Annotated in this window: 12 protein-coding genes and 1 tRNA gene; 8 read left to right on the top strand and 5 right to left on the bottom strand. The window is 54.4% G+C overall.

From position 1 onward, the window contains the following. Positions 1 to 120 precede the first annotated feature (120 nt). Positions 121 to 1,293, top strand: a complete 1,173-nt coding sequence (cgtA, locus tag ACMWL8_RS09210; protein ID WP_014885381.1) for an Obg family GTPase CgtA — start codon at positions 121 to 123, stop codon at positions 1,291 to 1,293. A 33-nt stretch (positions 1,294 to 1,326) separates the two neighbouring features. Here cgtA and pmrB read toward each other — a convergent pair whose 3' ends face one another. Genes pmrB through dacB form a run of 3 tightly spaced genes read right to left on the bottom strand, consistent with a single transcriptional unit; the run spans position 1,327 to position 4,465 of the window. Continuing rightward, positions 1,327 to 2,370 (bottom strand): two-component system sensor histidine kinase PmrB, encoded by a 1,044-nt coding sequence (pmrB, locus tag ACMWL8_RS09205; RefSeq protein WP_041907874.1) that lies wholly within the window; start codon positions 2,368 to 2,370, stop codon positions 1,327 to 1,329. Beyond that, positions 2,367 to 3,029, bottom strand: a complete 663-nt coding sequence (gene pmrA, locus ACMWL8_RS09200) for a two-component system response regulator PmrA (protein ID WP_028014555.1) — start codon at positions 3,027 to 3,029, stop codon at positions 2,367 to 2,369. The genes pmrB and pmrA overlap by 4 nt, the downstream gene beginning before the upstream one ends. A gap of 2 nt (positions 3,030 to 3,031) precedes the next feature. After that, the gene (gene dacB / locus ACMWL8_RS09195) at positions 3,032 to 4,465 is read right to left on the bottom strand and encodes a serine-type D-Ala-D-Ala carboxypeptidase (RefSeq protein WP_028014554.1); all 1,434 of its coding nucleotides are present in this window, start codon (positions 4,463 to 4,465) and stop codon (positions 3,032 to 3,034) included. Positions 4,466 to 4,693: 228 nt separating this feature from the next. Between dacB and greA the strand changes: the two genes are divergently transcribed. Then, complete coding sequence (gene greA / locus ACMWL8_RS09190; protein WP_006812122.1) at positions 4,694 to 5,170, top strand: transcription elongation factor GreA; 477 nt, start codon at positions 4,694 to 4,696, stop codon at positions 5,168 to 5,170. 152 nt (positions 5,171 to 5,322) lie between these two features. Here the strand turns inward: greA and yhbY are convergent, their stop codons facing one another. After that, positions 5,323 to 5,616: a ribosome assembly RNA-binding protein YhbY gene (gene yhbY, locus ACMWL8_RS09185; protein ID WP_003861814.1), complete on the bottom strand. Its 294-nt coding sequence runs from the start codon at positions 5,614 to 5,616 to the stop codon at positions 5,323 to 5,325. Between the two features lie 127 nt (positions 5,617 to 5,743). Between yhbY and rlmE the strand changes: the two genes are divergently transcribed. From rlmE to ACMWL8_RS09155, 6 genes are all read left to right on the top strand, one after another. After that, positions 5,744 to 6,370, top strand: a complete 627-nt coding sequence (gene rlmE / locus ACMWL8_RS09180; protein WP_003861812.1) for a 23S rRNA (uridine(2552)-2'-O)-methyltransferase RlmE — start codon at positions 5,744 to 5,746, stop codon at positions 6,368 to 6,370. Positions 6,371 to 6,472: 102 nt separating this feature from the next. Next, the gene (gene ftsH / locus ACMWL8_RS09175; protein WP_013098921.1) at positions 6,473 to 8,407 is read left to right on the top strand and encodes an ATP-dependent zinc metalloprotease FtsH; all 1,935 of its coding nucleotides are present in this window, start codon (positions 6,473 to 6,475) and stop codon (positions 8,405 to 8,407) included. A gap of 98 nt (positions 8,408 to 8,505) precedes the next feature. Continuing rightward, positions 8,506 to 9,354, top strand: coding sequence for a dihydropteroate synthase (gene folP, locus ACMWL8_RS09170; RefSeq protein ID WP_014885377.1), 849 nt, complete (start codon positions 8,506 to 8,508; stop codon positions 9,352 to 9,354). Continuing rightward, positions 9,347 to 10,684 carry a phosphoglucosamine mutase gene (glmM, locus tag ACMWL8_RS09165; protein WP_041907881.1) on the top strand — a complete coding sequence of 446 codons (1,338 nt, stop codon included), beginning with the start codon at positions 9,347 to 9,349 and terminating at the stop codon, positions 10,682 to 10,684. The genes folP and glmM overlap by 8 nt, the downstream gene beginning before the upstream one ends. Before the next feature lie 223 nt (positions 10,685 to 10,907). Beyond that, positions 10,908 to 11,240, top strand: coding sequence for a preprotein translocase subunit SecG (secG, locus tag ACMWL8_RS09160; protein ID WP_021242256.1), 333 nt, complete (start codon positions 10,908 to 10,910; stop codon positions 11,238 to 11,240). 9 nt (positions 11,241 to 11,249) lie between these two features. Next, a tRNA-Leu gene (locus tag ACMWL8_RS09155) sits at positions 11,250 to 11,336 on the top strand. 179 nt (positions 11,337 to 11,515) lie between these two features. Here ACMWL8_RS09155 and argG read toward each other — a convergent pair. Continuing rightward, on the bottom strand, positions 11,516 to 12,862 hold the full coding sequence (argG, locus tag ACMWL8_RS09150) for an argininosuccinate synthase (RefSeq protein WP_028014551.1): 1,347 nt from the start codon (positions 12,860 to 12,862) through the stop codon (positions 11,516 to 11,518). Positions 12,863 to 12,987 lie beyond the last annotated feature (125 nt).

Below are 12,987 nucleotides of genomic sequence, written 5' to 3'. Positions count from 1 at the left end.
ATCCCCAGGAACATAGATAACTATGTGACTGGGGTGAGTGAGCGCAGCCAACGCGCATGCAGCGTGAATTATGAAGGGTATGTAGTTCCCGGCTCAGGCGAATGATTTACGGAGAGTAAAATGAAGTTTGTTGATGAAGCGACGATCCTGGTCGTAGCTGGTGATGGCGGCAACGGTTGCGTGAGCTTCCGCCGTGAAAAGTATATCCCTCGTGGCGGCCCTGACGGCGGCGACGGTGGCGATGGTGGTGACGTGTGGCTGGAGGCGGATGAAAACCTCAACACGCTGATCGACTACCGCTTTGAAAAATCCTTCCGCGCAGAACGCGGACAGAACGGCCAGAGCCGTGACTGTACCGGTAAACGCGGTAAAGACGTGACCATTAAGGTTCCGGTTGGTACGCGCGTTATCGATCAGGGCACCGGTGAAACCATGGGCGATATGACCAAACACGGTCAGCGCCTGATGGTGGCGAAAGGCGGCTGGCACGGTCTGGGTAACAGCCGTTTCAAATCTTCCGTTAACCGTACCCCGCGTCAGAAAACGATGGGTACCCCGGGTGATAAGCGCGACCTGCAGCTGGAGCTGATGCTGCTGGCTGACGTGGGCATGCTGGGTATGCCAAACGCAGGTAAATCGACGTTCATTCGCGCCGTCTCTGCGGCCAAGCCAAAAGTAGCGGACTATCCGTTTACCACGCTGGTACCAAGCCTCGGCGTTGTCCGTATGGATAACGAGAAGAGCTTTGTGGTCGCCGATATTCCGGGCCTGATTGAAGGCGCCGCGGAAGGCGCTGGTCTGGGTATTCGCTTCCTGAAGCACCTTGAGCGTTGCCGCGTACTGTTGCACCTCATCGACATCGATCCGATCGACGGTTCCGATCCGGTTGAAAACGCCCGTATCATTATCGGTGAGCTGGAAAAATACAGCGAAAAACTGGCGAGTAAGCCACGCTGGCTGGTCTTCAACAAGATCGACCTGATGGATAAAGCGGAAGCCGAAGCGAAAGCCAAAGCGATTGCCGAAGCAATGGGCTGGGAAGATAAATACTACCTTATCTCCGCGGCAAGTCAGGTTGGCGTGAAAGATCTCTGCTGGGATGTGATGACCTTCATCATTGAGAACCCTGTCGTTCAGGCTGAAGAAGCGAAACAGCCAGAAAAAGTCGAATTCATGTGGGATGACTACCACCGCCAGCAGCTCGAAGAGCTGGAAGCGGAAGAGGAAGACGACTGGGACGATGACTGGGATGAAGACGACGAAGAAGGCGTCGAGTTCATCTACAAGCACTAATGTCTGTCCAAAGCCCCCATCAGGGGGCTTTTTTCATTCCAGCGTTGAGGGCAGCCAGCAGCTTGCTATCAGGCCGCCTTCAGCACCATTCTCCAGCATCAGCTTACCGTGATGAAGCTGCAGGATGCGCTGTACGATACTCAGGCCCAGGCCGCTGCCGCCGTAACGCTGATCGAGGCGACGGAACGGCTCCGTGATCGACTGTCGATGCGCTTCGTCAATACCAGGCCCCTGATCGATAACGCTGAGCTGCGTACCGCCTTCGACCTCGGTAAGCGTCACGGTAATCGTGGTGCCTGTCGGGCTGTAGCGCCCGGCATTCTCCAGCAGGTTGCGCAGCATCAGCCGCAGCAGTACCGCGTCTCCCTGAACCGTGAGCGCGCTTTTAGCAGGCCAAATCACCGTATGCTCTTTGGCTTCATGCTCAAGACCAAGAGGCGTGATAATGGTGTCCGTCCAGTTGATGGTTTCATAGTGGCCGCTCGCCATTGCCTGCCCTGCACGGGCCAGCATCAGCAGTTGCTCAACGGTGTGCATTAGCTGGTCAATACGGCTGATGAGCGTCGTGGCCTGCGTAGAGCCTGACTGGGCCATGAGCTCCAGATGGAGCCTGATTCCGGCAAGAGGCGTTCGCAGTTCATGGGCGGCGTCAGCCGTGAAGAGACGCTCCTGCTGAATGGTACTGTCCAGCCTGGCGAGTAGCTGATTGAGCGAGGTGGTAACGGCGCCGATTTCTTCCATGTCGGAATACATAGGAAGTGGGGTTAGGTTATCCGCCGAACGGTTAGCCAGGCTCACGCGCAGTTTGTTCAGCGGTCGGGTTATCCAGGTGACCGCCCAGAACGAGAAAAACAACGTAAACCCAACCATCACCAGGGAAGGAACCAGCAGCGAGGCAATCGCTTCGCGGATCTCTTTCTCAACGTGGTTGTTACGCGATTTTGCCGACAGCGTTTCGTTCACCAGAAAGCCAATCTGCTCGCGGCTTTCGTGCCACAACCAAATGACGCTTATCAGCTGGAAAAATAACAGAATGACCGCCAGCAACACCATTAATCGCCGACGCATGCTGTTCATTTCTGGCTCTCCAGGCGGTAGCCAACGCCGCGGACGGTTTTAATCCGGTCTTTGCCGAGCTTACGACGCAGGTTATGGATGTGGACTTCCAGGGTATTTGACCCCGGATCGTCCTGCCAGGAATAGATATCCTGCTGAAGGGTTTCTCTGTGTACCGTTTGTCCGCTTCGCATGATCAGACGCGTCAGCAAGGCGAACTCTTTTGGTGTGACTTCAACGGGCTGGGACTGGCGCAATACCTGCTGGGTTTGCAGATTCAGGGTAATGTCCCCGTCGGTTAGTAAGTTATCACTATGGCCCTGATAACGGCGTATTAACGCTCGCACCCGAGCCTGAAGTTCTGCAAGCGCAAAGGGCTTCACCAGGTAATCATCGGCGCCAGCATCAAGGCCGGTAATACGATCTTCAATGGCGTCGCGTGCCGTCAGGATTAACACCGGATTGGCGATGCCCCGGCGACGCCACTGGGTAAGCAACGTCGCGCCGTCTTTGTCCGGCAAGCCCAGGTCAAGGATCACCAGGCTGTATTCGCCGCTCTGGATCAGGGCATCTGCTTCTGCCGCGGTGCCGGCACAGTCCAGGGCATAGCCTTCATTGGCGAGTCCCAGAGCCAGTCCTTCCTGTAATAACAGATCGTCTTCAACTATAAGTAGTTTCATCGCTAGTTATTCTGGTAGATGTCTTTATAAAGCCTGCTTTCGAAGCGAACCAGTGGAATACGGCGGTTGCGCTGGTCGGTCGGTTCGACGGCATAGCCGGAAAGATACTGCACGAATGCCATGCGCTGTCCGCTGGCGGTCGTGATGAACCCTGCCAGGTTATACACCCCCTGCAGTGAACCTGTTTTCGCGGAGACTTTGCCATCCACACCTGCCGCGTGAAGCCCGGCGCGGTACTGCAGCGAACCGTCGTGTCCGGCAAGCGGCAGCATTGAGATAAAGTTTAGCTCAGTGTCATGTTGTGCAATGTACTGAAGCACCTGCATCATGGTGGCCGGGGCAATCAGGTTATGACGCGATAATCCTGAACCATCAACGGCGATAGTGTTACCCAGATCGATTCCCGCCTGCTGGCGCAGGATCTGACGAACAGCGTCTGAGCCCGCGCGCCAGGTTCCCGGCACGCCGAAACGCGCGTGGCCAATCATGCGGAACACGGTGTCGGCAATCATGTTGTCAGACTTTTTCAGCATAATTCGCAGCAAATCGTGCAGCGGTGGCGACTGTTTGCTGGCAATGACCGTTCCGGGCTGGTTGACCTGCGTCTGGCGTAGCAGCGTGCCGGAGTAGGTTATTCCCGCCTGCTTCAGCTCATCCTTGAGAATCGCACCCGCATAGCTTGCGCCATCCTGAATCGCGAAGGCCAGCGGCAGGGGATCGGCGCGCTGCGTCAGGCAGCCGGTGAGGGTGTAGCGGTTAAGATCGCCGGGCACCACGTCCAGTTCGCAGTACTGGGCATCCGGGGAGCCTTTAGCCAGCGTTCGCACCTGGCTAAACATGGTCACCGGATAGTAAGATGCCACGCGAATGAACGCTAAATCATCTGGCTTGGGCGCGCTGTAAAGGGAAATCGAGAAGCAGTTGCGGTCAACAATCGCGGCGGCTGGCGGGGCGCTAAAGCACTGCGTCATGTCGTTCCACGGCCAGCCTGGTGCTTTATCGTGGCTGGCAAAAATGGAGGTATCGATCAGCACGTTGCCATCGATTTTTGTCACGCCGGATTTTTTCAACACCGCTACCATGTTGCGGATATCCTGGCGCTTAAAGGTGGGATCGCCACCGAAACGGGCGATAAGATCGCCTTTCAGTTCGCCACCGTCAACGTTACCTTTGGTTTCAAGCGTGGTGGTAAAACGGAAGTCAGGCCCGAGTTGGAGCAGGGCGGCGAGGGCAGTGATCACCTTCTGGGTACTGGCAGGCAGCGCCATCTGTTGACTGTGATAGTCAATCTCGGGAGCCTGTGCGCCAACCTTCTGCACCATCAGGGCGAGGTTCGCGCCTGCGGGGAGCTGATTAATGTACTCATCAACATTCGCGGCCTGGGCGGTGAACGTTATACTGGTAGTCAATCCGATGATAAAACTGGAAAATCGCATAATCTCGCGCTAACAACCCGAAAACAAACCGTCATACTACGGTGCATGGCACTGCAAAGTAAACGATGACCCATAGTGAACTTCGCGGTAAAATGCGTATCAAATTGAAAAATTGCTGCTGACCTGGGGCGTCGCTCCCGGGTCGGTTTTCTTTTTGCTTCTTGCCCGCTTCGGGGGGCAGGAGCAGGGAACACTGCTCCCAACAGGAATGTTTAAGAGGTATAACAAATGCAAGCTATTCCGATGACCTTACGTGGTGCCGAAAAACTGCGCGAAGAGCTGGATTTCCTGAAATCCGTGCGTCGCCCTGAAATCATCGCCGCTATCGCGGAAGCCCGTGAGCATGGCGACCTGAAAGAGAATGCTGAATACCATGCGGCGCGCGAGCAGCAGGGCTTCTGTGAAGGGCGCATTAAAGATATCGAAGCGAAACTGTCTAATGCGCAGGTTATCGATATCACCAAAATGCCTAACAACGGTCGCGTGATCTTTGGTTCTACCGTCAGCGTTCTGAACCTCGACAACGATGAAGAGCAAACCTATCGCATCGTGGGCGATGATGAAGCAGACTTCAAACAGAACCTGATTTCGGTGAACTCACCCATTGCTCGCGGCCTGATTGGCAAAGAGCAGGACGATGTTGTCACCATCCGCACCCCTGGCGGTGAAGTGGAATACGAAATTATCAAGGTTGAATACCTGTAATTCGCTTCTCTACTAAGATGTTGATACATTGTAAAGAAAAGAAAAAGGCCGCATAGCGGCCTTTTATCAACTCAAGGAGCATGGCATTTTGCTGAGCCTGCTGAAAGAAATCCCTCGTTTCACACAGAAAATGTGATTGATTCAGGATATCCTTAGCGTGGCAGCGAGATTTTACGCTCTTTAGATGGGCGATAGAGCACCAGCGTTTTACCGATGACCTGTACATTACAGGCGCCGGTTTCGCGCACGATGGCTTCCACGATCAGGTTTTTAGTGTCTCTGTCTTCAGAGGCGATTTTCACCTTGATCAGCTCGTGGTGTTCCAGCGCTTGTTCAATCTCGGCAAGCACCCCTTCGGTCAAACCATTGTTGCCAAGCATGACTACAGGCTTGAGCGGATGTGCCAGACCTTTAAGGTGCTGTTTTTGTTTAGTACTCAGATTCATCGTATATTTTTGCTTACGTTGGGATTGAAAACGGTTCATTCTACCGCCATCTCCCTTATATCGCCAAATAGCTGCGTAGAAATTTACGTCACAGGCAAGCAACGATGAACCAGGACGGAAATGTTAAATGACAGGTAAAAAGCGTTCTGCCAGTTCCAGCCGCTGGCTTCAGGAACACTTTAGCGATAAATATGTTCAACAGGCACAGAAAAAGGGGTTACGTTCCCGTGCCTGGTTTAAACTTGATGAAATACAGCAAAGTGACAAACTTTTTAAGCCGGGGATGACGGTTGTCGACCTCGGTGCGGCACCTGGCGGATGGTCCCAGTATGCGGTAACGCAGATCGGCGGAACGGGCCGAATCATCGCGTGCGATCTTTTACCAATGGATCCCATCGTTGGTGTCGACTTCCTTCAGGGCGACTTTCGTGATGAATTAGTGCTGAAAGCGTTACTTGATCGTGTTGGTGACAGTAAGGTCCAGGTTGTCATGTCGGATATGGCACCAAATATGTGCGGAACACCGGCGGTGGATATCCCCCGCGCCATGTATCTGGTGGAGCTAGCGTTAGAAATGTGTCGTGATGTACTAGCGCCTGGTGGTAGTTTTGTTGTGAAGGTGTTTCAGGGCGAAGGTTTCGAGGAGTATCTTAAGGAAATTCGCTCCCTGTTTGCGAAGGTCAAAGTTCGTAAGCCGGACTCTTCCCGGGCCCGTTCCCGTGAAGTGTATATTGTAGCGACCGGGCGAAAATGATAACCGGGAGATTTCAGACGAAAGTTTGAATGAAACTGGATATAGAGTATCCTGACGCTGTTTTTAACACAGTTGTAATATGAGGTTAATCCCTTGAGTGACATGGCGAAAAACCTAATACTCTGGCTGGTCATTGCCGTTGTGCTGATGTCAGTATTCCAGAGCTTTGGGCCCAGCGAGTCGAATGGCCGCAAGGTGGATTATTCTACCTTCCTGCAAGAGGTCAATCAGGACCAGGTTCGCGAAGCGCGTATCAACGGACGTGAGATCAACGTTACCAAGAAAGATAGTAACCGTTACACGACTTACATCCCGGTGAACGATCCTAAGCTGCTTGATAACCTTCTGACCAAAAACGTCAAAGTGGTAGGCGAGCCGCCAGAAGAACCAAGCCTGCTGGCTTCTATCTTCATTTCCTGGTTCCCGATGCTGCTTCTTATCGGCGTCTGGATCTTCTTTATGCGCCAGATGCAGGGCGGCGGTGGCAAAGGTGCCATGTCGTTCGGTAAGAGCAAGGCGCGTATGCTGACGGAAGACCAGATCAAGACCACGTTTGCTGACGTCGCCGGTTGTGACGAAGCAAAAGAAGAAGTGGGTGAACTGGTTGAATACCTGCGCGAGCCGAGCCGTTTCCAGAAACTGGGCGGTAAGATCCCGAAAGGCGTCCTGATGGTAGGCCCTCCGGGTACCGGTAAAACCCTGCTGGCGAAAGCCATCGCGGGTGAAGCGAAGGTGCCGTTCTTTACTATTTCAGGTTCTGACTTCGTTGAAATGTTCGTGGGTGTCGGTGCATCTCGTGTGCGTGACATGTTCGAGCAGGCCAAGAAGGCAGCACCGTGCATCATCTTTATCGATGAAATCGACGCCGTAGGCCGCCAGCGTGGCGCGGGCCTGGGCGGTGGTCACGATGAGCGTGAGCAGACCCTGAACCAGATGCTGGTTGAGATGGACGGCTTCGAAGGTAACGAAGGTATTATCGTTATCGCGGCGACTAACCGTCCGGACGTACTTGACCCTGCGCTGCTGCGTCCAGGCCGTTTCGACCGTCAGGTTGTTGTCGGTCTGCCGGATGTTCGCGGTCGTGAACAGATTCTGAAAGTGCACATGCGTCGCGTACCGCTGGCGCCAGATATCGACGCGGCAATCATTGCGCGCGGTACGCCGGGCTTCTCCGGCGCGGACCTGGCTAACCTGGTCAACGAAGCTGCACTGTTTGCCGCTCGCGGTAACAAGCGCGTGGTCTCCATGGTTGAGTTCGAGAAAGCGAAAGACAAAATCATGATGGGTGCGGAACGTCGCTCCATGGTGATGACGGAAGCGCAGAAAGAGTCCACGGCTTACCACGAAGCGGGTCACGCGATTATCGGTCGCCTGGTGCCGGAACACGATCCGGTACACAAGGTAACGATTATTCCGCGCGGCCGTGCGCTGGGTGTGACCTTCTTCCTGCCTGAGGGCGACGCGATCAGCGCCAGCCGTCAGAAGCTGGAAAGCCAGATTTCGACCCTGTACGGCGGTCGTCTGGCGGAAGAGATCATCTACGGGCCAGAACATGTTTCTACCGGTGCGTCGAACGACATTAAAGTGGCGACAAACCTGGCACGTAACATGGTGACTCAGTGGGGCTTCTCCGACAAACTCGGTCCGCTGCTGTATGCAGAGGAAGAGGGTGAAGTATTCCTGGGCCGCTCCGTGGCGAAAGCAAAACATATGTCTGATGAGACGGCACGTATCATCGACCAGGAAGTGAAAGCGCTGATTGAACGTAACTACGGTCGCGCGCGTCAGATCCTGAACGACAATATGGACATTCTGCATTCGATGAAAGATGCGCTCATGAAATATGAGACCATCGATGCACCGCAGATTGACGACCTGATGGCTCGCCGCGAAGTGCGTCCGCCAGCAGGCTGGGAAGACCCAGGCGCTTCCAACAATTCTGACAACAATGGTACCCCGCGCGCGCCGCGTCCGGTTGATGAACCGCGTACGCCAAACCCGGGCAACACCATGTCAGAGCAGTTGGGCGACAAGTAAGTCACTGCTGTTGAAGCGTTTGTCTGTACCCCAAACCCTGGAGCTTGCTCCGGGGTTTTTCTTTTCCGTTAAACCATACTAAAACCAGGGATTTGACCATGAAACTCTTCGCCCAGGACTCGCATCTTGATCTTTCACATCCGCACGTGATGGGGATCCTGAATGTTACCCCTGACTCCTTCTCTGACGGCGGCACGCATAACACGCTTATCGACGCGGTTAAGCACGCAAATCTAATGATCAACGCGGGTGCCACCATCATTGACGTGGGCGGTGAATCGACGCGTCCCGGCGCGGCAGATGTTTCGGTGGAAGAAGAGCTGGCGCGCGTGGTGCCGGTGGTTGAGGCCATCGCGCAACGTTTCGAGGTGTGGATCTCCGTCGACACGTCCAAACCAGAAGTGATCCGTGAAGTGGCGAGAGTGGGCGCTCACATTATCAATGATATCCGCTCGCTGACCGAACCAGGTGCGATCGAGGCCGCTGCCGAAACCGGCCTGCCGGTATGCCTGATGCACATGCAGGGGCAACCGAAAACCATGCAGGAAGCGCCGAAGTATGATGATGTCTTTGCCGACGTGAATCGCTTCTTTATTGAGCATATTGAACGCTGTGAGCGTGCAGGCATCCCAAAAGAGAAATTGCTGCTCGACCCGGGGTTCGGTTTCGGTAAAAATCTCTCACACAATTATGCGTTGCTTGCGCGCTTATCGGAATTTCATCACTTTGGTCTGCCGCTGCTGGTGGGTATGTCGAGAAAGTCGATGATTGGCCAATTGCTGAATGTAGGACCGAGCGAGCGCCTGAGCGGCAGCCTGGCCTGCGCGGTAATTGCGGCGATGCAAGGCGCGCACATTATCCGTGTCCATGACGTCAAAGAAACAGTAGAAGCCATGCGTGTGGTGGAAGCCACACTGGCAGCGAAGGAAAACAAACGCTATGAGTAACCGTAAATATTTTGGTACCGATGGTATCCGTGGGCGCGTAGGCGATGCTCCAATTACCCCTGATTTTGTTCTGAAGCTCGGCTGGGCTGCCGGCAAGGTGCTGGCGCGTCATGGCTCACGTAAGATCATTATTGGTAAAGATACCCGTATTTCGGGCTATATGCTGGAATCTGCGTTGGAAGCGGGTCTGGCGGCTGCAGGGCTTTCAGCCTCTTTTACTGGCCCAATGCCAACGCCTGCTGTTGCCTACCTTACGCGCACCTTCCGCGCGGAAGCGGGAATTGTGATCTCGGCGTCTCATAACCCGTTCTACGACAATGGCATCAAGTTCTTCTCCATTGACGGCACCAAGCTGCCGGACGAAGTGGAAGAGGCCATTGAAGCCGAAATGGAAAAAGAGATCACCTGTGTTGATTCCGCAGAGCTGGGTAAAGCGAACCGTATCGTCGATGCGGCGGGTCGTTATATCGAATTCTGCAAAGGCACCTTCCCGAACGAGCTGAGCCTGGCGCATCTTAAAATTGTGGTGGACTGTGCGAACGGTGCGACCTATCACATTGCGCCGAATGTCTTCCGCGAGCTGGGTGCGAAAGTGATCGCCATCGGCTGCGAGCCGGATGGTCTGAACATTAACGAAGAAGTCGGGGCGACGGACGTGCGCGCCCTGCAGGCGCGCGTGCTGGCGGAAAAAGCCGATCTGGGTATTGCCCTGGACGGCGACGGTGACCGCGTGATCATGGTTGACCACGAAGGTAATAAAGTCGACGGCGATCAGATCCTCTACATCATTGCCCGTGAAGGCCTGCGCCAGGGTCAGCTGCGCGGCGGCGCGGTAGGGACCCTGATGAGCAACATGGGTCTGGAGCTGGCACTGAAACAGCTCGGTATTCCGTTTGTTCGCGCGAAGGTGGGCGACCGCTACGTGCTGGAAAAATTGCAGGAGAAGGGCTGGCGTATCGGCGCTGAGAACTCAGGTCACGTGATCCTGCTCGACAAAACCACTACCGGTGACGGCATTGTTGCCGCGCTTCAGGTGGTTGCCGCGATGGCGCGCAACCATATGAGCCTGCACGATCTGTGCAGCGGGATGAAAATGTTCCCGCAGATCCTGGTGAACGTGCGTTTCACTGCGGGTAAAGGCGATCCGCTGGAAAATGACAACGTGAAAGCGGTGATGGCTGAGGTTGAAGCGGCCCTGGGCAGCCGTGGACGCGTGCTGCTGCGTAAGTCTGGTACCGAACCGCTGATCCGCGTGATGGTGGAAGGCGAAGACGAAGCGCAGGTCACCGAATTTGCGCACCGTATTGCGGATGCCGTAAAAGCTGCATAATCTTGCATGCTAAATGTTTAAAAAGGCGGCGTTTGCCGCCTTTGTTTTAAGCAATTAATGGCTTTTTGCTGTTTTTTTCCGCAGTTGATACAATGCGTCGAAAATGCCCTTGCGAAGGTGATTCGCTTTGGTTAGTATTCACACCCGCTTCAGTGGGAAACAGAAATCCTGCTAATTGGTCGAAGCATTGGTATGCGGCAAATCCGCAAGGAACAGGTTGATTATGTACGAAGCTCTTTTAGTTGTTTTCCTTATTGTAGCCATCGCTCTCGTAGCGTTGATCATGCTGCAGCAAGGTAAAGGCGCTGATATGGGAGCCTCCTTCGGAGCAGGCGCTTCCGGTACGCTGTTCGGTTCAAGTGGTTCTGCGAACTTCATGACCCGCACGACGGCGATTCTGGCTACGCTGTTCTTCATCATCAGTCTGGTGCTGGGCAATATCAACAGCAACAAGACCAGCAAAGGAAGCGAGTGGGAAAATCTGAGCGCGCCAGCCAAAACTGAGCAGACTCAGCCAGCTGCACCGGCTAAGCCAACCAGCGATATCCCGCAGTAAGTATTCCGTACCGAGGTGGTGGAATTGGTAGACACGCTACCTTGAGGTGGTAGTGCCCTAACGGGCTTGTGGGTTCGAGTCCCATCCTCGGTACCAATATTCCAGAAAAAAGACGTCGAAAGGCGTCTTTTTTTTCGTCTGTAGCTTTTGCCTTTCGTAGGCCCGTTAAGCGCAGCGCCACCGGGCAAAATGGCGGGTGGCGCTGCGCTTACCCGCCCTACAAAAGCCAAACAAAAAGGCGCCCATAGGGCGCCTTTTGCATGTTACGTCAGCGATTACTTCTTATCGCTATTCTCCAGGTTTTCAACCTGCGGCAGGCCGTTACCGGAATTCGCGGAGAGCAGACCATTCTCAACGTAGTTGAACAGCTTCTCGCGGGTATCGGTGATGTCCAGGTTACGCATGGTCAACTGACCAATACGGTCGTCCGGAGAAAACACAGACTCACCTTTTTCCATGGTCAGACGCTCGGCTTTATAGGTCAGGTTGTCCGACACGGTGTTAAGAATGGAGTAGTCGTTACCACGACGCAGTTCCAGCGTCACTTCACCGGTGATCGCGCTCGCTACCCAACGCTGCAGCGCGTCACGCAGCATCAGCGCCTGCGGATCGAACCAGCGACCCTGATACAGCAGTTTGCCCAGTTGACGACCATGAGAATGATACTGCTCGATGGTGTCTTCGTTGTGAATACCGGTCAGCAGACGCTCGTAAGCGATGTGCAGCAGCGCCATCCCCGGAGCTTCATAGATACCGCGGCTTTTCGCTTCGATGATACGGTTTTCAATCTGATCGCTCATGCCCAGACCGTGACGACCGCCGATGCGGTTTGCTTCCAGCATCAGTTCAACGTCGTCAGAGAAGGTCTTACCGTTCAGGGCAACCGGATGACCACGTTCGAAACGCACGGTCACCTCTTCTGCCGGGATCTTCACGCTCTCGTCCCAGAACTTCACGCCCATGATTGGGTTAACGATCTTCACGCTGGAGTTCAGGAACTCCAGGTCCTTCGCTTCGTGCGTCGCGCCCAGCATGTTGGAGTCGGTAGAGTAGGCTTTCTCAACGGACATTTTGTAGTCAAAGCCGCAGGCAATCATAAACTCAGACATCTCATGACGACCACCCAGCTCGTCGATGAAGTCGGTGTCCAGCCACGGCTTGTAGATCTGCAGCTCCGCGTTGGTCAGCAGGCCATAACGATAGAAACGTTCGATATCGTTGCCTTTATAGGTGCTGCCGTCACCCCAGATGTTTACGCCATCTTCTTTCATGGCGGCAACCAGCATGGTGCCGGTGACGGCACGACCCAGCGGGGTGGTGTTGAAATAGGTCAGGCCGCCCGTAGTGTTATGGAACGCACCGCACTGAATAGCGGCGATACCTTCAGCAACCAGTTGCTTACGGCAGTCAATCAGTCGCGCGTTTTCTGCGCCATACTCTTTAGCGCGACGAGGAATAGCATCGTAATCGTCCTCATCCGGCTGACCCAGATTCGCAGTATATGCATACGGAACCGCTCCCTTCTGGCGCATCCACAGCAGTGCAGCGCTGGTATCCAGGCCGCCTGAGAAAGCGATGCCAATACGTTGTCCTACCGGAAGATGCTTGAGAATCGTCGTCATAGAATAAAACCCTGCTTGATTGACTGATTAGAGACCGCTTTCGCTCTCTTGTGCATTTTTATGCAAAATAAGTGAGTATTCATTTAATCATCTTTTATCGAATACCGGAAGAGACTCATGCGTTT

This window comes from Enterobacter sp. 04-C-12-SI-ECC (assembly GCF_047530715.1).
Taxonomy (GTDB): domain Bacteria; phylum Pseudomonadota; class Gammaproteobacteria; order Enterobacterales; family Enterobacteriaceae; genus Enterobacter; species Enterobacter bugandensis.
Note: the sequence above shows the minus strand (reverse complement) of the source record. Positions and strands in the feature narration are given on the sequence as shown.